The sequence below is a fragment of the Rhabdaerophilum sp. SD176 genome, from assembly GCF_030143245.1.
In the GTDB taxonomy this organism is placed as follows: Bacteria; Pseudomonadota; Alphaproteobacteria; order Rhizobiales; family Beijerinckiaceae; genus Rhabdaerophilum.
This window is the reverse complement of sequence record NZ_JARJNS010000004.1, coordinates 171,799-189,479: the sequence shown is the minus strand read 5'-3', so window position 1 is coordinate 189,479 and position 17,681 is coordinate 171,799. Positions and strand designations below refer to the sequence as shown.

Annotated in this window: 18 protein-coding genes; 3 read left to right on the top strand and 15 right to left on the bottom strand. The window is 65.6% G+C overall.

Annotated elements, in window-relative coordinates; translation table 11 throughout:
- Positions 1 to 3: 3 nt before the first annotated feature.
- The 9 genes from P0652_RS10465 to rpoZ form a co-directional block, all read right to left on the bottom strand.
- Entirely contained in the window at positions 4 to 756 is a 753-nt protein-coding gene (locus P0652_RS10465; RefSeq protein WP_284178762.1) for an SDR family oxidoreductase, read from the bottom strand.
- Between the two features lie 93 nt (positions 757 to 849).
- On the bottom strand, positions 850 to 2,313 hold the full coding sequence (locus P0652_RS10460; RefSeq protein ID WP_284178761.1) for an aldehyde dehydrogenase family protein: 1,464 nt from the start codon (positions 2,311 to 2,313) through the stop codon (positions 850 to 852).
- Positions 2,310 to 3,458: a CaiB/BaiF CoA transferase family protein gene (locus P0652_RS10455; RefSeq protein WP_284178760.1), complete on the bottom strand. Its 1,149-nt coding sequence runs from the start codon at positions 3,456 to 3,458 to the stop codon at positions 2,310 to 2,312. The genes P0652_RS10460 and P0652_RS10455 overlap by 4 nt, the downstream gene beginning before the upstream one ends.
- 85 nt (positions 3,459 to 3,543) lie before the next feature.
- Positions 3,544 to 3,948, bottom strand: coding sequence for a holo-ACP synthase (acpS, locus tag P0652_RS10450; protein ID WP_284178759.1), 405 nt, complete (start codon positions 3,946 to 3,948; stop codon positions 3,544 to 3,546).
- On the bottom strand, positions 3,945 to 4,742 hold the full coding sequence (locus P0652_RS10445) for a pyridoxine 5'-phosphate synthase (RefSeq protein WP_284178758.1): 798 nt from the start codon (positions 4,740 to 4,742) through the stop codon (positions 3,945 to 3,947). The genes acpS and P0652_RS10445 overlap by 4 nt, the downstream gene beginning before the upstream one ends.
- Positions 4,743 to 4,745: 3 nt before the next feature.
- Complete coding sequence (gene pyrE / locus P0652_RS10440; RefSeq protein ID WP_284178757.1) at positions 4,746 to 5,339, bottom strand: orotate phosphoribosyltransferase; 594 nt, start codon at positions 5,337 to 5,339, stop codon at positions 4,746 to 4,748.
- A gap of 15 nt (positions 5,340 to 5,354) precedes the next feature.
- Positions 5,355 to 5,825, bottom strand: coding sequence for a PaaI family thioesterase (locus P0652_RS10435; RefSeq protein WP_284178756.1), 471 nt, complete (start codon positions 5,823 to 5,825; stop codon positions 5,355 to 5,357).
- Positions 5,826 to 5,893: 68 nt separating this feature from the next.
- Positions 5,894 to 8,086, bottom strand: a complete 2,193-nt coding sequence (locus tag P0652_RS10430; protein ID WP_284178755.1) for a RelA/SpoT family protein — start codon at positions 8,084 to 8,086, stop codon at positions 5,894 to 5,896.
- Between the two features lie 117 nt (positions 8,087 to 8,203).
- Entirely contained in the window at positions 8,204 to 8,602 is a 399-nt protein-coding gene (rpoZ, locus tag P0652_RS10425) for a DNA-directed RNA polymerase subunit omega (RefSeq protein ID WP_284178754.1), read from the bottom strand.
- A gap of 375 nt (positions 8,603 to 8,977) precedes the next feature.
- Between rpoZ and P0652_RS10420 the strand changes: the two genes are divergently transcribed.
- Together P0652_RS10420 and P0652_RS10415 are read left to right on the top strand one after the other, a co-directional pair.
- Complete coding sequence (locus tag P0652_RS10420; protein WP_284178753.1) at positions 8,978 to 9,640, top strand: LabA-like NYN domain-containing protein; 663 nt, start codon at positions 8,978 to 8,980, stop codon at positions 9,638 to 9,640.
- Positions 9,630 to 10,259 carry a uracil-DNA glycosylase gene (locus tag P0652_RS10415; protein WP_284178752.1) on the top strand — a complete coding sequence of 210 codons (630 nt, stop codon included), beginning with the start codon at positions 9,630 to 9,632 and terminating at the stop codon, positions 10,257 to 10,259. Before P0652_RS10420 ends, P0652_RS10415 begins: the two co-directional genes overlap by 11 nt.
- Positions 10,260 to 10,280: 21 nt before the next feature.
- On the opposite strand, the gene smpB is transcribed toward P0652_RS10415, so the two are convergent.
- From smpB to dapA, 3 genes are read right to left on the bottom strand one after another with little or no spacing between them, the layout of a single operon-like run.
- Complete coding sequence (gene smpB, locus P0652_RS10410; protein ID WP_284178751.1) at positions 10,281 to 10,754, bottom strand: SsrA-binding protein SmpB; 474 nt, start codon at positions 10,752 to 10,754, stop codon at positions 10,281 to 10,283.
- On the bottom strand, positions 10,751 to 11,398 hold the full coding sequence (locus P0652_RS10405) for an FMN-binding negative transcriptional regulator (RefSeq protein WP_284178750.1): 648 nt from the start codon (positions 11,396 to 11,398) through the stop codon (positions 10,751 to 10,753). Before P0652_RS10405 ends, smpB begins: the two co-directional genes overlap by 4 nt.
- A gap of 8 nt (positions 11,399 to 11,406) precedes the next feature.
- The gene (gene dapA, locus P0652_RS10400; RefSeq protein WP_284178749.1) at positions 11,407 to 12,309 is read right to left on the bottom strand and encodes a 4-hydroxy-tetrahydrodipicolinate synthase; all 903 of its coding nucleotides are present in this window, start codon (positions 12,307 to 12,309) and stop codon (positions 11,407 to 11,409) included.
- Positions 12,310 to 12,449: 140 nt separating this feature from the next.
- Here dapA and P0652_RS10395 point away from each other — a divergent pair, with 140 nt between their 5' ends.
- Positions 12,450 to 13,370: an alpha/beta fold hydrolase gene (locus tag P0652_RS10395; protein WP_284178748.1), complete on the top strand. Its 921-nt coding sequence runs from the start codon at positions 12,450 to 12,452 to the stop codon at positions 13,368 to 13,370.
- Here P0652_RS10395 and P0652_RS10390 read toward each other — a convergent pair whose 3' ends face one another.
- From P0652_RS10390 to P0652_RS10380, 3 genes are all read right to left on the bottom strand, one after another.
- Positions 13,371 to 14,486, bottom strand: a complete 1,116-nt coding sequence (locus P0652_RS10390) for a helix-hairpin-helix domain-containing protein (RefSeq protein WP_284178747.1) — start codon at positions 14,484 to 14,486, stop codon at positions 13,371 to 13,373.
- A gap of 10 nt (positions 14,487 to 14,496) precedes the next feature.
- On the bottom strand, positions 14,497 to 16,257 hold the full coding sequence (locus P0652_RS10385) for an OmpA family protein (RefSeq protein WP_284178746.1): 1,761 nt from the start codon (positions 16,255 to 16,257) through the stop codon (positions 14,497 to 14,499).
- A gap of 194 nt (positions 16,258 to 16,451) precedes the next feature.
- On the bottom strand, positions 16,452 to 17,630 hold the full coding sequence (locus tag P0652_RS10380; protein ID WP_284178745.1) for a porin: 1,179 nt from the start codon (positions 17,628 to 17,630) through the stop codon (positions 16,452 to 16,454).
- Positions 17,631 to 17,681 lie beyond the last annotated feature (51 nt).

The following is a 17,681-nucleotide window of genomic DNA, read 5'->3' as shown; positions in this document are numbered from 1 at the left end:
CGCTCAGATCGTCCGGCCGCCATCGACCTCAAGCACGACGCCGGTGATGAATTCGGCTTCGTCGGAGGCGAGGTAGAGGCAGGCATTGGCGATGTCATCCGGGGTGGAGAATCGGCCGAGCGGGATGGTGCCGAGGAATTTCGCGCGGTTTTCCGGCGTGTCCGGCATGCCCATGAATTGCTCCAGCAATCCGGTTGCGCCGATGACCGGGGCAACGCAATTCACGCGGATCCGGTCCGGCGCGAGTTCCACCGCCATGGACCGGGAGAGCAGGTTCACCGCGCCCTTGGTGGAATTGTACCAGGTCAGCCCCGGGCGCGGGCGGATGCCGGCGGTCGAGCCGATATTGATGATCACGCCACCGCCCTTCGCGCGGTAATGCGGGATGATTGCGCGGCTCATATGGAAGATCGCCTTCACGTTGATGGCGTAGACGCGGTCGAATTCCTCCTCCGTTACCTCCATCATCGGCTTGTTGCGATGGCTCCAGCCGGCATTGTTGACGACGATGTCGAGGCGCCCGCCGCCGAATTCGGCCGCAGCCTTTACCGCCGCCTCGGTCTGGGCCGCAGAGGTCAGATCCGCCTCGACCGCGATTGCCGATGCCCCGATGGATGCCGCGACGCGCTTCGCGCCATCGAGATTGATATCGACGATCGCCACACGGGCGCCCTCCCGCGCGAATGTCCGGGCGATGCCTTCGCCGAAGCCGGAACCGGCGCCGGTGACGAGGGCGGTCTTGCCTTTGAGACGCATGGTCTCCTCCCTGGGTCTGCCCTCGGGTTCAGCCCCGGGGCCTTGTTGCGAATTCACGAGAGGCGGAAGGGCAGCGGCATGCTGCCCTTCCGTTCAGCCGTGCTTGATGACGAGGGTCTTCATGGCACCGAATTCATAGAGCGCCTCGAAGCCCTTCTCGCGGCCATGGCCGGATTTCTTCATGCCGCCGAAGGGCAGCTCGATGCCGCCGCCGGCACCATACCCATTGACGAAAAGCTGGCCGGCCCGGACCTTCCGCGCGACGCGGATGGCGCGGCTGCCATCGCCCGACCAGACCCCGGCGACAAGCCCGTATTCGGTGCCGTTGGCGAGGCGGATCGCCTCCTCCTCGCTGTCGAAAGGCATGGCGGCGAGGATCGGGCCGAACACTTCCCTCTGGGCGAGTTCGGAGACCGGATTGACCTCGTGATAGACAGTCGGCCGGACATAGAAGCCCTCGGCCGGGCTGTTGGTGGCGATCTCACCCTGCGCAAGGATGCGCGCGCCCTCCTGTTCCGCGCGCTGCAACATGGCGCCGATCCGGCTCCTCTGGCCGGCGCTGATCACCGGGCCGAGATCGAGATCCATTTCCGGGGTGCCGGCGCGGATTTGCTCGAAGCGCAACTTCAGATCCGCCATGAAGCGATCCCAGATCCGCCGTTCCACCAGCACGCGGCTGCCGGCCGAGCAGGTCTGGCCGGCATTCTGCACCACGGCAGCCGCCACCGATTGCACCGCCGCGCCGAGATCGGCATCGCCGAAGATGATCTGCGGTGACTTGCCACCGAGTTCCAGCGTGCAGCCGATATGGTTCTTCGCGGCCGCGATCTGGACCAGCGTGCCGACTTCCGGGCTGCCGGTGAAGGAAATGAAATCGATGCCGCGATGGTTCGCGAGCGCCGCGCCGGCCTCCTCGCCGAGCCCCGGAACGACATTGACCGCGCCTTCCGGGAAGCCCGCCTCGGCGGCCAGTTCGGCCAGACGCAACGGCACCAGGCAGGCCTCCTCGGCCGGCTTGATGACGGTGGCATTGCCCATGGCGAGGGCCGGGGCCACGGTGCGCCCGAACATCTGGCCGGGATAGTTCCACGGGATGATATGGGCTGTCACACCGAGCGGCTCATACAGCGTGTTGACGAGGAACCCCTCCATGAAGGGGATCGTGTCGCCATGGATCTTGTCCGCCGCGCCGCCGTAATATTCGAAATAGCGGCTGACGGCGACGATATCGGCCCGGGCCTGTTTCATCGGCTTGCCGGTATCCCGCGCCTCGAGCTGGGCCAGTTCCTCGGCATGATCATCGACGAGGCGCGACAGGCGGAGCAGCAAGCGGCCGCGCTCCGTCGCCGTCAGCCGGCCCCAGGCGCCGGTCTCGAGGGCAGCGCGGGCGGCGGCCACCGCGAGATCGATATCTCCGGCATTGCCGGCAGCGATGGCGGCGAAAGCCTGGCCATCGGCCGGGGCGATCATCGGGATCGTCCGGCCCGACAGCGAGGGCTGCCAGCGATTGTTGATGAAGACGCCCTTGGCGGCTTCACTGCGCAGGATCTGGTTCATGACAGGCTCCCTTGAGGCATGGGCGCGGGGGCGAATTCTCCCCGCAAGGCGTCATCGTGCTGGCCGATGGCCGGCACTGGGCCGAAAGCGGGTTCGGCGGCATCGGTCTCGACAGCCGGGGCGATCAGCGTGACCGGCCCTTCCGGTGTGTCGTAGGTGATCGTGCGAAGCTGCGGATGGCCGATCAGGCCATCGACCGTATTGAGCATGCCGAAGGCGATGCCGGCTTCGGAGAGGCTTTTCGCCATCGCGGCCTTGGGCCGGGGCGCGAAGAAGCCGGCGATGCGGGAATCGAGGCTTTCGCGATTGGCGATGCGGGCCGGCATCGTGGCGTAACGCGGATCGCTCGCCATCGCGGCATCGCCCAGCACCTCGGCGCAAAAGCGGGCCCATTCGCGCCCGTTCTGGATCGAGAGCAGGATCTCGCCATCGGCGCAGGAAAACACACCATAAGGGGCGATCGAGGGGTGTTTCAGCCCCGGCCTGGGCGGGATCGAGCCGCCATAACGGCGCTGGAGATACGGCACATTCATCCAGTCGGCCATGCCGCCGAAGAGCGAGACCTTGATCGACCGGCCCTGCCCCGTCTTCTCGCGGGCGAGCAGGGCCTGAAGGATGGCGGCATGGGCATTCATGCCGGCGGCGAGATCGCAGACGGAGACCCCGACGCGGGCCGGGGCGTCGGCATTGCCGGTCACCGAGCAGAGGCCGGTTTCCGCCTGGACGAGCAGGTCATAGGCCTTCATGTCGCGATAGGGCCCGGAATCGCCATAGCCGGAAATCTCGCAGGTGATGAGGCGCGGATGGCGTTTGCGGAGCGCAGCCACAGGAAAGCCGAGCCGATCCATCGCGCCGGGGGCGAGGTTCTGCACGAGGATATCCGCCCGCCCGATCATGGTGCCGAGCAGGGCCTTGTCACCCTCGCTCTTGAGATCGAGCCGGATCGATTCCTTGCCGCGGTTGAGCCAGACGAAATAGGTGCTGTTGCCGTTGACATGGCGATCATAGCCGCGCGCGAAATCGCCTTCCGGGCGCTCGATCTTGATCACCCGGGCACCGGCATCCGCGAGGCGCGCGGTACAATAGGGCGCAGCCACCGCCTGCTCGACCGCGACGACGAGCATTCCCTCCAGATCTCTGGGCACGTTCCGATCCCGCTTTCCTGTTGGGTGCAGGTTCCTCCTCCGGCGCGAAAAGGGCAAGCCTGAAAGTGCAGGAGGAGCAGGCCCCTCAACCCGTTTCCGGCAGGGCCTCGATCACCACGAAGGCCTGCGCATAGGGCTTGTCATCGGTGATCGTCAGATGGATCACGGCGCGATGGCCCATCGGGGTGATCGCCTTCAGCCGTTCCAGCGCGCCGCCGGTGAGGCGCAGGGTCGGCTGGCCCGACGGCGCGTTGACCACGCCCATCTCGCGCCAGGCAATGCCCATGCGCATGCCGGTGCCGAGCGCCTTGGCGCAGGCCTCCTTCGCCGCAAAGCGCTTGGCATAGGTGGCCGCGCGCTCGACCCTTTTCTCGGCGCGTGCGCGTTCGGTCTCGGTGAAGACGCGGTTGATGAAGCGTTCGCCGAACCGGTCCAAAGTCTCGGCGATCCGGTCGATATTGCAGAGATCGGCGCCGATCCCGATGATCATGCGTGGCCTTTCGGCCTCGGACCGAGATTGACATGCGCCGGCACGAGGCCACGCCCGCGATCCATGGCAAGGCGCATCGTGGCAATGGCCTGCGCGAGGCCGACGAAGATCGCCTCGCCCATCAGGAAATGGCCGATATTGAACTCGACGAATTCCGGAACCGAGGCGAGCTTTTCGGCCGTGTCGAAATCGAGGCCATGGCCGGCATGGACCTCCAGCCCGGCCGCATGGGCGATCGCGGCGCCGTCAGCCAGCCGGCGGAATTCGGCCTCGGCCTTCTCTGCCTGCCCGGCCTCGACCGCATGGCACCAGGTGCCGGTATGCAGTTCGACGATATCGGCGCCGAGATCACGCGACATCTCGATCGGCGCGCGGTCCGGCTCGATGAAGAGCGAGACACGGATCCCGAGCGCCTTCAGCTCGGCGATGTAGGGCCGGAGATGATTGTGGCCGCCCACGACATCGAGACCGCCCTCGGTGGTGCGCTCCTCGCGCTTTTCCGGCACGAGGCAGCAGGCATGCGGGCGGATGCGGCTGGCAATAGCCAGCATCTCGGCCGTGGCCGCCATCTCGTAATTGAGCGGCTTGGCGATGCCGGATTTCAGCGCCGCCATGTCCTCGTCGCGGATATGGCGGCGATCCTCGCGCAGATGCGCGGTGATGCCATCCGCCCCCGCCGCGATGGCGAGCAGGGCCGCCCGCACCGGATCCGGGCGGGAGCCGCCGCGCGCGTTCCGGACCGTGGCGACATGGTCGATATTCACGCCGAGGCGGATGCGGTCCAGCTTCTGCATCGCTCAGGCCTTCGCGCCCTGGATGCCACGGCTGCCCGGCTTGACCGGCGGCAGGGCGGCGAGTTCCGGCGGCAATTCGCGCGGGTCATAATCCGGCACGGCGAATTCGCACAGGGCGACCAGCGGAACGCCGAGATCGGCCTTGCCGGCGGATCGGTCGATCAGGCAGGCCGCGCCGATGATCGTGCCCGGCTGGTCAGCCAGCGAGTTGATGCATTCGCGCGCCGAGAGGCCAGTGGTGATAATGTCCTCGATCACGAGAACCTTGTCGCCCGGCTCGATGGCGAAGCCGCGCCGGAGCTGGAAATCGCCATCCTCGCGCTCGACGAACAGGGCGCGGGCGCCGAGCGCGCGGGCAATCTCGTAACCCGGGACGATGCCGCCGATCGCCGGCGAGACCACGACATCGACCTTGCCGTAGCGCGCCACGATCTTTTCGGCCAGCGCACGGCAAAGTTTCTCCGTGCGGGCCGGGCTTTCGAAGACGCGCATCTTCTGGATGAAGAAGCCCGACCGGCGCCCCGAGGACAGGATGAAATGCCCTTCGAGCAAGGCTCCCGCTTCGCGGAAAACGGCCAGCACCTCGTCCTTCGTCATCGTCTTGCTCCCGCCTCAGGCCTTGGGAAAAATCATGCAGGTTTCGGAAGCATGGGCGTAGAGCTTTCCGCCCGAATCGACAAGCCTCGCCTCGCTGAGCGCGAGGGTACGCCCGCGCTGGATCACCTTGCCCTCGCAGGTCAGGCGGCCGGTCTTGCCGGCGAGGATGGGGCGCAGGTAGTTCAGCTTCATCTCGACGCTGGTATAGCGCTCGCCGACGGCCAATGTGGCATGGACCGCGCAGGCCAGGGCCGAATCGAGGATCGTCGCGGCCCAGCCGCCATGCACCGTCCCCGCCGGGTTGAGATGGGCCTCGAGCGGTGTCCCGGCAAAGACCACGCGGCCTCCCTCCGCCTCGATCAGGTCAAAGTTCAGGGTCCCCGCCATGGGCGGTGCGGGCAGATCCCCCGCGATCATCGCACGGAGCGTATCGAGGCCTGACAGGCGATCGAAGGTGTCAGGCGGGAGCGGGGCGTAGCGGGACATGGCAATTCCGGAGGCGTTTTTCAGCGTCGCGCGAGTTTCGATGAGAGCGGGCCGCGGTCAAGCCCCCCTCACCCGATCACCCGCTCCACATTGGCCACAAGCGGCTTGGCGCGCAGTTCGGAGATGATCGCGGTGAGATGCTTGAGATCCCAGACCTCGATATCGAGGATCATCTCGCGGAAATCCGCCGTCTTCGCCCGCATGGCGATATTGTCGATATTGGCATCGGTATCGGCGATCACACGGGCGATCTCGGCAAGGCTGCCGGGCTCGTTGATGACGGAGATGGTGAGCTGCGCACCGAAGCGGCGGGGATCATGCTCGTCCACATCCCAGCGCACATCGAGCCAGCGCCAAGGCTCCTCGTCATAGGCGACCAGCGCGGGAGACTGGATCGGGTAGATGGTGATGCCCTCGCCGGGCGTCAGGATGCCGACGATCCGGTCGCCCGGGACCGCGCCCCCGTTCGGCGCGAAGCGCACGGGCAGGTCGTCCGAGAGGCCGCGGATGGGAATCGAACCGGTGCTGCTCTCCTGGCCCGGCACCTTGAATTTCAGCTTCTCGGCGCCCTGGACGCCAAACCAGCCGGCGCCCGTTCCCGGGGCGGCGGCCTTGGAGACTTCCTCGCGGAAATCCGGGAAGACCGCCTTGACCACATCGCCGGAATACATCTCACCGCGGCCGACCGCCGTCAGCACGTCATCGAGCGTGGCGCGGGCAAGGCGCGGCAACGCCGCGACCAGCTTCTCTTCGGAGAAGGTCTTGCCCGCCCGCGAGAAAGCGCGCTCGACGATCCGGCGGCCAAGGCCCACGAACTGCTTGCGCACGGCTTCGCGCGTCGCCCGGCGGATCGCCGCCCGCGCCTTGCCGGTGACGACAAGACTTTCCCATGCCGCCGGCGGCACCTGCCCCACGGTGGTGAGAATCTCGACCTCGTCGCCATTCTGCAGTTCGGAAATCAGCGGCGAATTGCGGCCATTGATCCGGCAACCCACGGTATTGTTACCGATATCCGTATGGACGGCATACGCGAAGTCGATCGGCGTCGCGCCGCGCGGCAGCGCGATCAGCAGCCCCTTCGGCGTGAAGCAGAAGACCTGGTCCTGGAAGAGTTCGAGCTTGGTGTGCTCGAGGAATTCCTCGGGATTGTCGCCCTCGGCCAGCAATTCGATGGTGCGCCTGAGCCAGCGATAGGCATTCGACTCCCCGCCCCCATTGGGCTGCGAACCGCCTTCCTTGTAGGCGGCATGGGCGGCGATGCCGAATTCGGCGACGGCATCCATCTCGCGGGTGCGGATCTGCAATTCGACGCGCTGGTGCTTCGGCCCCACCACCGTGGTATGGATGGAGCGGTAATCGTTCTGCTTCGGGGTGGAGATGTAATCCTTGAAGCGCCCGGGCACGAAGGGCCAGGCCTGGTGGATGATTCCGAGCGCGCGATAGCAATCCTCGGCCGTGCCGACGATCACGCGGAAGCCGAACACATCCGACAATTGCTCGAAGGAGATGCTCTTTCGCTCCATCTTGCGCCAGATTGAATAGACGCGCTTCTCGCGCCCCTTGATCTCGCCAAGGATGGAATTGGCCAGCAGCTTTGCCTTGAGATCGCGTTCGATCAACTCAATCAGGCCACCGGCCCGCTCGCGCAGCGCCTGAAGGCGCCGCGTCATCATCAGATGGGCATCCGGCATCAGCACGCGGAAGCAGATATCCTCCAGCTCCTCGCGCATGTCCTGCATGCCGATCCGGCCGGCGAGCGGGGCGTAGATCTCCAGCGTTTCCTCGGCGATCCGGGCGCGCTTGTCCGGCGGCACGAAATGCAGGGTGCGCATGTTGTGAAGGCGGTCGGCCAGCTTGACGAGCAGAACGCGGGCATCGGCCGCCACCGCGAGCAGCAGCTTGCGGAGATTTTCCGCCTGCGCGGCCTTTTTCGAAACGAGATCGAGCTTCTTGATCTTGGTCAGTCCGTCGACCAGATCCGCAATGTTCTCGCCAAAACGGTTGGCGATATCCTCGCGCGTGGTGCCGGTATCCTCGATCGTGTCATGGAGAATGGCAGCCGCGATCGTCTGGTCGTCGACATGCAGGTCGGTGAGGATCGCGGCGACTTCGAGCGGATGCGAGAAATACGGATCGCCCGAGGCACGCTTCTGGCTGCCATGGGCCCGCATGGCATAGACATAGGCCCGGTTCAGCAGATCCTCGTTTGCCTCCGGGTAATAGCGCTTGACCCGCTCGACGAGTTCAAATTGCCGCATCATGCGCGGATCAGCCTGCTTTCGGCGCCGGAAATCAAAAAGGCGGCCGGAACATCCGCACCGCCTCTTCCGCAGTATGCCGCCATTCAGGCGCAACGCAACCCGTTGCGCGCCGAAAGATCAGTCATCATCGTCCGACTCGGTCGGCGGCACGAGACCATCGAGGCCACGCAGCAGATCTTCCTCGGACATGCGGTCGAACGTGACTTCACTGTCATCGACTTCCGACACGGCCATGCGGGCCGGGGCGCCCGGCAGGCGCGGTACGGCTTCCGGCTCCGGCTCGTCAACCTCGACAAACTTCTGGAGCGAGTGGATGAAGTCTTCCTTCAGATCGCCGGGGGCAAGGCGCTCGTCCGCGATCTCGCGGAGGGCCACGACCGGGTTCTTGTCGCGGTCGCGCTGCACGAGCGGCGACGCGCCGCTGGAGAGCATGCGCGCCCGGTGGCTGGCGAGAAGCACCAGCTCGAAGCGGTTTTCAACCTTGTCGACGCAATCTTCGACAGTGACGCGAGCCATGTCTCACGCACTCCTTTTCCAGAAATACCAGAAGAGGGTGCCTGTTACACCATCCGGCCCGGGCCTTCAACCTCGAATCGCCTCGTGAAAGGCGCCCTCCCCCGGTGGCCGGGCATGGCGTGGATACCTATCCAATGTAACTAAATTGCCTTATCATTGTTTGGGATGACATTTTGGATCATCTGTGTCATCAACGTCCCATGCTGCTGCAAGGGATGCGAGCCTGCCTTTTTGCCCTTGCTATTGCCAAACCAGACTTCGAATTTCGAATAATTCCAACATGTTAGCCGATCCTGATTGCGACGTCGCCCATCTTTTCAATTACGAATTGAGAAACGACCGTAAATCCGGATCGCTTGCCGCCAGGACAGCAGGATGAACCAGACCGAAAGAATCGCCCTCTTCATTGACGGCGCCAATCTCTACGCGACCTCGAAGACGCTCGGTTTCGATATCGATTACCGCCGGCTGCTCAAGGAATACAACACGCGTGGCTATCTTGTCCGCGCCTTCTATTACACGGCTCTGATCGAAGATCAGGAATATTCCTCGATCCGGCCGCTGATCGACTGGCTCGATTACAATGGCTATTCGGTGGTCACCAAGCCCGTGAAGGAATTTACCGATGCGATGGGCCGCCGCAAGGTCAAGGGCAACATGGATATCGAGCTGGCCATCGACGCGATGGAGCTGGCGCCTTTCATCGATCACATGGTGCTGTTCTCCGGTGACGGCGATTTCCGTAGCCTGGTCGAGGCAATGCAGCGCAAGGGTGTGCGCGTCACGGTGATCTCGACCGTGGCCACCCAGCCGCCGATGGTGGCGGATGACCTGCGCCGGCAGGCCGATATCTTCCTCGATCTGGCCGATCTCCAGGGCAAGATCGGGCGGGATCCGGGCGAACGGACGCAGCGCGAGCTTCGCCCCGAAGGCCGCGAGCCACGGGTCGAAGGCCGCCCGGTCGAAACCCGTCCGGCCATGCCGTCCTTCATCGAGCGGCCCGCCGGCACGCGCGTGAAGGAACGCGATGAAGGCTGAACCGGGGCGGGATTGCCCGCTCTGCCCCCGGCTCGTCGAATTCCGGATGGACTGGCGCGGGCGCGAGCCCGGCTGGCACAACGCGCCGGTGCCGAGCTTCGGACCAAGCGAGGCACGGTTGCTGATTGTCGGGCTTGCGCCGGGCTTGCGCGGCGCCAATGCGACCGGGCGCCCCTTCACGGGGGATTATGCCGGCGACCTGCTTTACGCGACGCTGGGCGCCTTCGGCTTCGCGACAGGCGAATATGCCGAATCACCGGATGACGGCCTCAGCCTCGTCGATTGCCGGATCACCAATGCCGTCCGCTGCGTGCCACCGGAGAACAAGCCGGTCGGGGCCGAAATCGGTGCCTGCCGGCCTTTCCTTTCGGCCACGATCGCGGGCATGGACCGGCTTCAGGCCATCCTCGCGCTCGGCAAGATCGCGCATGATTCGGTGCTGCGGGCGCTGGAGGTTCCGGTTTCCCGCGCGCCATTCCGCCATGGCGGACGGGTTCCGCTGGGCCGGGTGACGTTGTTCTCAAGCTATCATTGCTCGCGTTACAACACGAATACCGGCCGGCTGACGGAACCGATGTTCCGCGCGGTCTTCGCCGATCTGCGGGCCTTTCTGGGCTAGAAGGGCGCGGGCCTTCGGCGATCAGCCCCGATCCCGCAGAATCCGGCCCTGCTCGCGCTTCCAGTCCCGCGCCTTCTCGGTCTCGCGCTTGTCGTGCAGCTTCTTGCCGCGTGCGAGCGCGATCTCGACCTTGGCGCGGCCCTTCTCGTTGAAATAGACCTTGAGCGGCACGATCGTCATGCCCTCGCGCTCGACGGCGATGGCGAGCCGGTTCATCTGCTTGCGCTGAAGCAGCAGTTTCCGCGGCCGTTTCGGTTCGTGGTTGAACCGGTTGGCCTGCAGGTATTCCGGGATGTAGGAATTGACGAGATAAAGCTCGCCATGGTCGATCTCGGCGTAGGAATCGCCGATCGTCGCCTTGCCGCCGCGCAGTGACTTGACCTCCGTGCCCGTCAATACAAGGCCGGCCTCATAGGTATCGAGGATCTCGAAATTGAAACGCGCCTTCCGGTTATCCGCCGCGATCCGGTAGCGGGCCTCGTCACGGCCATTCATGATGCCGGCTTTCCGGAATGCCGGCGCATCGTCTCGGCCATGGCCGGACCGGCAGGACCCTTTTCGCCGGCAAGGCCGGAAACCACGCCGTCATGATCGGCGGCCTGGCGGTTCTGGCTCAGCTTGTACTTGCCGGAAATCTCGCGGATCGGGATCTCGATGCCGACAATGCCGCGCATCTGCGCCTCGATGAAGGGCTCCGGGGCATCCGTCACCTCCCAGGGCTGCGGGCGGGCCCCTTCCTCCTGGGCGGTGAGCGCGGAAATCTGGTCCATCAGGAAGCCCCGGTCATCCTGGATGATGGCCTTTCCGCGCACCTGCACCATCATGTAATTCCAGGTCGGAACAACCTTGCCGTGCTCGCGCTTGCTGGCATACCACGAGGGCGTGATGTAATGCTCGTGGCCCTGGAAGACGACCAGCGCCTCCGGCGCTTCGGCCAGCGCCCGCCATTGCGGGTTGGGCCGGGCGAGATGGGCGAGCAGGCTGGCCGTGCCGTCCGGCCGCTCCTGCACAAGGAACGGAATCGGGTTGGCCATCAGGCCGCCCTCGCCACCCGAGACCAATATGCCGAGAGGATGCGCGCGGATCAGCGCGAGCATCTCCGCCCGGTCCTCGATCCTGAAATGGGGCGGCTGGTACATGACCCCACTCAGTTCAGAAGGCCGGCATGCACCATTGCCGCGCGGATCGCCTGCTTGGTCGCATCCTGCTGAACCGGCATCATGGGCAGGCGGATTTCCTCATTCATCCGGCCGAGCAGGCTGAGCCCGTGCTTCGCGCCGGCAAGGCCCGGTTCCCTGAAAACCGCATCATGCAGCGGGATCAGCCGGTCCTGGATGGCCAGCGCAAGCGCATAGTCTCCAGCAAGGCAGGCGGCCTGCAGGTCGGCGCAGAGGCGCGGCGCCACGTTTGACACAACCGAGATGCAGCCGACGCCGCCGGCGGCATTATAGGCCATCGCCGTCATGTCTTCGCCCGAGAGCTGGATGAAATCCTTCCCGACAATCGCGCGCTGCTGCGAGACGCGGGCGATGTTGCCGGTGGCATCCTTCACGCCGGCAATATTCGGCAGCTCGTAGAGGCGGGCCATCGTCTCGTTCGACATATCGACCACCGAGCGCGGCGGGATGTTGTAGATGAAGATCGGGATGCCGACGGCATCGTTCACCGCCTTGTAATGCCGGTAGAGGCCTTCCTGCGTCGGGCGGTTGTAATAGGGCGTGACGACGAGGATCGCCTCCGCGCCGGCCTTTTCGGCATGGCGCGCGAGATCCACCGCCTCGGCCGTATTGTTCGAGCCGGCGCCGGCCATGACCGGCACGCGGCCGCCGGCCTCGCTGATGCACCATTCGACAACGCGCTTGTGTTCGTCATGGCTGAGCGTCGGGCTCTCGCCGGTCGTGCCGACCGGAACGAGCCCCATGGTGCCCTGCTCGATCTGCCAGCTGACATGCGACCGGAACGCCGCTTCATCGACGGCACCGTTTTTGAAAGGCGTCACCAGAGCGGTGAAGGAGCCTCGAAACAGCGCGGCATTGGCGGGCTTGGTCATGATCTTTCCATGCGGGAAGGGGCAGAATTGCCGGAGCAACGCTTTTCCCCCCAATCCGGCGCTCCGTCAACCATCGTCGAGGCCATGCCGCGTTGCGTCAGGGCACCAGATTGCTAGAAAGATCGGGAACAGGAGCCCCCATGCCGCGCAGACCCGGAAAAGCCGCCGCCAGCCATCTCCAGCTTGTCGACACGCTTTCGGAATGGCGGAGCCACCATGTGCTGGCGCGGGACGGGCTCCGGCTCCATCTCCGGGAGATCGGCAACCGGGCCGGCGGCGACCTGCCGGTGATCTGCCTGCCCGGCCTTTCGCGCAATGCCGATGATTTCGAGGTGATCGGCCGCGCCCTTGCCGAAACGGGCGACCGCTGGGTCATCGCGCTTGATTCCCGCGGGCGCGGCGGTTCGGAATATGATCCGGACTGGCGCCGCTATGACCTGCAGGTCGAACTCGACGACCTGTTCAATGTGATCGATGCCCTCGGCATCGGGCGGGCGATCTTCTTCGGGACTTCGCGCGGCGGGCTTCTCACTGCCCTCACCGCGATCACCCGCCCCGCCGTGATCGCAGCCTCGATCCTCAATGATATCGGGCCCATCATCGAAGGGCGTGGCCTCGCGCGGATCCGCGGCTATGTCGGCAAGCTGCCGCGCCCCAAGAGTTTCGACGAGGCGACGCAGGTTCTGCGGCAGGTTTTCGGGACGCATTTCACCGATATGGCGCCGGAAGCCTGGGCGCGTTTCGCCCGCCGGACCTGGAAGGAAGGGCCGAAGGGGCTCGAGCCCCGCTACGATCCCAACCTGATGCGCCCGCTGGCCGAACTCGATCTCGAGAAGCCCCTGCCCGTCCTCTGGACGCAGTTCGAGACGCTGGCCGTTGCGCCGATGATGGTGATCCGGGGCGAACTGAGCGACATTCTCGGAGAGCAGACCGCGCGGGAGATGGTCGCCCGGCATCCGGATGCGCGGCTGCACGAGGTGCCCTATCAGGGCCATGCGCCGATCCTCGAGGACGCGCCGACCATCGAGGCCGTGCGCGCCTTCGTGGCGAGCCTCGGCTGATCAGGCCTTTTCGGGCGGCTTGCGGCCCTTTTTCGGCGCGGCCACAGGCGTGATGACATTGCCCTGGCCATCGTCATTGGTGTCATCACGCGAGCTGGCCACTTCGCCGGCATCCGCCCGGCGGGCAAAGTCGGTGGTGCCACCCTCGGCGAGGATCTTCGCCTGGCCGACCCAATCCTCCCGCTCGATCCGGCCCGGGAAGGCGAGATAGCCGCCGACCCATTTCACCTCGTCGGCATTCCAGCCGGCGATCTGCGCGAAATGCCAGATGCCGAGGCCGTGGAGGCGGCCCTCGTTCTGCTTGCCGATCCCCTTGATCCGTTTGAGATCATCGGCCTTTCCATCCCTTGGCGCCTCCAGCCCGGCGGGCTTGGTGCCCTCGATCGCCGGAGAGTCGGCGCCAGCCGGACCCATCGCTGCCACCGGCGCGGTTGCGCCGGTTCCGCCGGCGACGATCTGCTCGGCATCGAAGCGCCAGCGCCACCACCAGCTCGGAAAACGCCCTGCATGGCCGAGCTGGCGGAACAGCCAGCGCCGCTGGCCGGGCGCGAGACTGGCCATCTGGTCGAAATGATAGAGTCCGAGGGCATTGAGCTTCGCCTGCACATCCGCATCGATGCCGTAGATGCGGGTCAGGTCGTCCGGCTTGCCGCCGCGCGGACCGGAAAGGCCGGTGATCGCCTGCTCGATGGGCTCCGCCGGAATTACGGCGGCCGGCTCAGCCTTCATCGGCTCGACGGCCAGTTCCTTCGCCGCAGCCACAGGGGCGGCGGCCGGAACAGGAGCCGGGGCCGGGGCAAAGGCCGGAGCGATGCGCTCTGTCGCCATGGCCGGCTCGGCCTCCGAAGCAGAGCCGCGAAGAAGCGCGGCCAGAAGGCAGCCGATGAGATAGGCCGCGAGCATCAGCAGGGCGAGATCAAGCCAGTAGCCGGCCCGGGTGGGCAGCACGCGGAAGGCAGCGACGAGGCCGCCCAGCCCCAGAACCAGTCCCCAGGGCAGCAGGCCTGGCCAAAGGCCGCCGCCCTCGCCGCGCCGGGCTGTAAGCCAGGCCACAGCAACACCGAGGACAAGCGCGAAAAGAAGCCAGATCCAGAAAACTTGCAGGAGGTAGATCATGGTTCCGCCCTCACTTCACGACGAATTCGATACGGCGGTTCTTCGCCTTGTTCTCGGGCGTATCATTCGGCGCAACCGGAACGGTCTGGCCATAGCCGACCGGTTCAAGCCGCTCCGCCGGCACGCCAGCCCGGACCATATAGGCTGCGACCGTCTCCGAGCGCCGACGCGAGAGCTCCGCATTGGACTGGAAACTGCCGTCGGTATCCGTATGCCCGCCGATCTCGATCCGCGAATTGACGCAGCGGAGCGTGACAAGTGTCAGCCGGTCAACGATGGCGCGGGATTCGTCAGACAAATCGGCCGAACCGGAGCGGAAGCGCACTGTTCCGCGGGCCAGCTCCTGATTGTAGAGGAGTTGGCATTCCGGCGAGAGCGTGATGGGCGGCGGCAGCGGCAGGACGCCGAGCTCCGGCTGACCCCGGAAGCTGGCGGGCAGCAGGCGGGCCAGTTCCGAGGCGATCTCGCCGCGGGCGAAGTCGAACAGGGCAGCGCCCTTCACGGTCAGGCCGGTACCGGACAAAGCGAATTCTCCGCCCGGCGCGAGGCGCGCCAGGGTGTGGAAACCGGCGCGGATGGCGCCAAGGAAATCAGCCGGGGCGCCGAGGCCCTCCGCCAGCCGGTCCTCGACGCGTTCGCCCTCGAAATAGCGGGCGGCAAGCTCGAGCACATCTGCCTTTGTGCGTGCATCCGGCACATAGCCGGTCAGCACCACGCCGCCGGCCTGCCGGGTCGCACCGAAAACGTAGGGCCTGACAACGCGGGATTCGACGGCCACCTGCGTAGCCGCAAAGCCGGTTGGCAGCGTGCGCAGGTCGGTGCGGATATCATCCTCGGTAAAAAGGTCGCGCGCCTTGCCCTGCAGGGTGATCCTGTCATCGGTCATGGCGGCGCGCCCGGATTCCAGCTTGGCCATTTCCCGGACAAGGAGCGAGGCCGCTGCGGTCCAGTCGCCACTTGGCACACCATCGGCCACCCGGAGGTTGTCGCGGAGGGTCAGACCAAGGGCGCGGGCATCCGCAACCAGCCGCGCCAGGGCTGCTTCCGACGGCACATAGCCGGATAATGTGAGGGCGCTGCCATTACGCTCGACCGCGAAAGTAAAGGGGCGGATGACGGGCGGCAGGATGTCGCCCGGAGCCAGCCCCTTGGCGAGCCGGCTGCCGGCCGGCAGCGCGGCGAGACGCGTCCTGATCTCGGACAAAGCGTTGAATTCCTTCGCCCTTCCGGAAATCGAGAGATTCGCGTCCGAGAGGGTGAGCGTGCCTTCACTGAGCTTGCCCAGCTCGGCCAGACCGAAAGCCGCCAGCGCACCGAAGCCGGGGGCAGCCCCGCGGGCTGGCTTGAGTTCATCAACGAGGGCGGCGCCGGGGAAGGCTGCCTTCGCGGCATCGAGCAGCGCCTGCCGCGCATTGCCGGGCGGAACGGCACCGGTCAGCGTCACCTTGGCGCCATCGCGAAGGGCCGTGAAGATGAAGGGTGCAGCCTCGGGAAGAAGCGTGGTGCGGTCCGCGACCTTGCGCATCCCGAACAGCCCTTCGAGCTGGCCGCGCGCAGCGGCACGCGCTTCGGGCGACGGCGCCTCGCCCGTGAGGGTGGCATCGCGCCCGCCGAGGCCGGCCCGGGCCCAACCCTGGCCGGCCGTGGCCAGCCCGGATGTCGCGCGGGCCAGCAGATCCTGCTCGACGCGGCCCTGATTCCAGAAGCCGGCAACGGCGACAAGAAGTGCGAGGGGCAGAAGCCCCGAAATCCATTTCCGTGGCTGTGCCATGGTCAAGCGACGCTCCCCTTCCGACCGACGGTGCGGATGCACTCTCCGCAGAGGAAAGGGGAAGGTCAAGAGCGTCCGCAACACGACCGTTCCGGGGCAAAATCACGGTTGGGGACAAAAACAGAAAAGGGGAGCCTTTCGGCTCCCCAATCCTTGATCTCGCGATCGACGCGGTTGCCCGCGCCGTCAGGAGATTAGAAGTCGCGCTGGAAGCGCAGGCGGCCGAAGAAGTTATCCTTCTGGGTGCCGGCCGGGATGACGCCGGCCGAAGCCGAAACGTTACGATAGCCAACTTCACCACCGATCAGGAAGCCAGCAACCGGGGTCCAGCCCACAGTACCGATAACTTCAGCCGAGCGGATCGTGTTGGCAGCGCCGGTCGCGTCATGCTGACCATAGCCGGCAACGATACCAGCCCAAACGGTCGGCATGAAGTAAACCTGCACGCCACCGCCGATGGTCCAGGTGCGCGTGGTGCGCAGCGAGGTACCAACGACAACCGCGTCAGACGTTGCGAGGGCGAAGCCACCGATCGTCGTGCCACCGAAGCCGGTGTAGCTCGAGGCGCCGTCAGCATAAGCAGCGTTCAACCAGAGGTTCGAGCCCTTGGCGAGCATCGGGAGCTGAAACTTCACGCCACCCGAAATGGCCCAGCCGTACTTCGTGCTGACCAGCGGAGACACCGTGCGGAGCTGATGAACAGCACCGGCAAGGTAAGCCGAACCCCAGGAAGCGTCATAGGCGAGCTTGCCGACGATGTCCGGCATGGCCTGGCCGCCGTAGCCGCCGCCACCGGTAATCGCCGTGCGGCGCTCACGGTTGTCGTCCAGGGCGATCGTGGCCGAGAAGCCGCCACCGAACGAAGCGGTGTAGCCGATCGAGTTCACGTAGGAGATGTCAGAGTGAACGCCGAGACCGCCACCACCGTTGAACGTCCACGACCAGCCGTGCTCCCAAACCGGGGTCACGCGACCGACGGTGAGGCCGCCGAACTGGATGAAGGCATACTCGATGACCGGGGCATAAGCGGCGTTGTTGTCACGGCCGATGAAGCCACGAATGTAGGTGCGCAGCAGGCCGTATTCGGTGGCCGTGCGGTGATCATAGCCAATGTAGCCACGAGCACGGAACGTGTTCTTGTCCGCAGCGCGGGTCAGGTCGTTGTTGAAGATGTAGTCAGCGCGAACGCGGCCAACGATCTTCAGGCACGACGTGGTGCCCGGAACGACGAAGAAGCCAGCACCGTAGGTCGGGCAGGTCTTCACATATTCAACAGCCGTCGGCTTCTTAACGCCGAGATCGGCAGCCGAGGCGCCGGCCACAGCGACGAGACCCGCCGCCGAACCGAGGAGAAGGCTCTTAACGAGCTTCATGGTGGTACCTCCAAAGATTTCGAGACCAATCGGGAGTTTACGAATTTGGCT

Excerpts from the sequence above, each read along its gene's own strand:
- pyrE (WP_284178757.1), bottom strand. The coding sequence starts at position 5,339 with ATGACGAAGGACGAGGTGCTGGCCGTTTTCCGCGAAGCGGGAGCCTTG.
- P0652_RS10445 (WP_284178758.1), bottom strand. The coding sequence starts at position 4,742 with ATGCAGAAGCTGGACCGCATCCGCCTCGGCGTGAATATCGACCATGTC.
- P0652_RS10395 (WP_284178748.1), top strand. The coding sequence starts at position 12,450 with ATGCCGCGCAGACCCGGAAAAGCCGCCGCCAGCCATCTCCAGCTTGTC.
- smpB (WP_284178751.1), bottom strand. The coding sequence starts at position 10,754 with ATGAATGGCCGTGACGAGGCCCGCTACCGGATCGCGGCGGATAACCGG.
- dapA (WP_284178749.1), bottom strand. The coding sequence starts at position 12,309 with ATGACCAAGCCCGCCAATGCCGCGCTGTTTCGAGGCTCCTTCACCGCT.
- P0652_RS10405 (WP_284178750.1), bottom strand. The coding sequence starts at position 11,398 with ATGTACCAGCCGCCCCATTTCAGGATCGAGGACCGGGCGGAGATGCTC.
- P0652_RS10465 (WP_284178762.1), bottom strand. The coding sequence starts at position 756 with ATGCGTCTCAAAGGCAAGACCGCCCTCGTCACCGGCGCCGGTTCCGGC.
- P0652_RS10430 (WP_284178755.1), bottom strand. The coding sequence starts at position 8,086 with ATGATGCGGCAATTTGAACTCGTCGAGCGGGTCAAGCGCTATTACCCG.
- P0652_RS10390 (WP_284178747.1), bottom strand. The coding sequence starts at position 14,486 with ATGATCTACCTCCTGCAAGTTTTCTGGATCTGGCTTCTTTTCGCGCTT.
- acpS (WP_284178759.1), bottom strand. The coding sequence starts at position 3,948 with ATGATCATCGGGATCGGCGCCGATCTCTGCAATATCGACCGGATCGCC.
- P0652_RS10435 (WP_284178756.1), bottom strand. The coding sequence starts at position 5,825 with ATGTCCCGCTACGCCCCGCTCCCGCCTGACACCTTCGATCGCCTGTCA.
- P0652_RS10420 (WP_284178753.1), top strand. The coding sequence starts at position 8,978 with ATGAACCAGACCGAAAGAATCGCCCTCTTCATTGACGGCGCCAATCTC.
- P0652_RS10415 (WP_284178752.1), top strand. The coding sequence starts at position 9,630 with ATGAAGGCTGAACCGGGGCGGGATTGCCCGCTCTGCCCCCGGCTCGTC.
- P0652_RS10380 (WP_284178745.1), bottom strand. The coding sequence starts at position 17,630 with ATGAAGCTCGTTAAGAGCCTTCTCCTCGGTTCGGCGGCGGGTCTCGTC.
- P0652_RS10460 (WP_284178761.1), bottom strand. The coding sequence starts at position 2,313 with ATGAACCAGATCCTGCGCAGTGAAGCCGCCAAGGGCGTCTTCATCAAC.
- P0652_RS10385 (WP_284178746.1), bottom strand. The coding sequence starts at position 16,257 with ATGGCACAGCCACGGAAATGGATTTCGGGGCTTCTGCCCCTCGCACTT.
- rpoZ (WP_284178754.1), bottom strand. The coding sequence starts at position 8,602 with ATGGCTCGCGTCACTGTCGAAGATTGCGTCGACAAGGTTGAAAACCGC.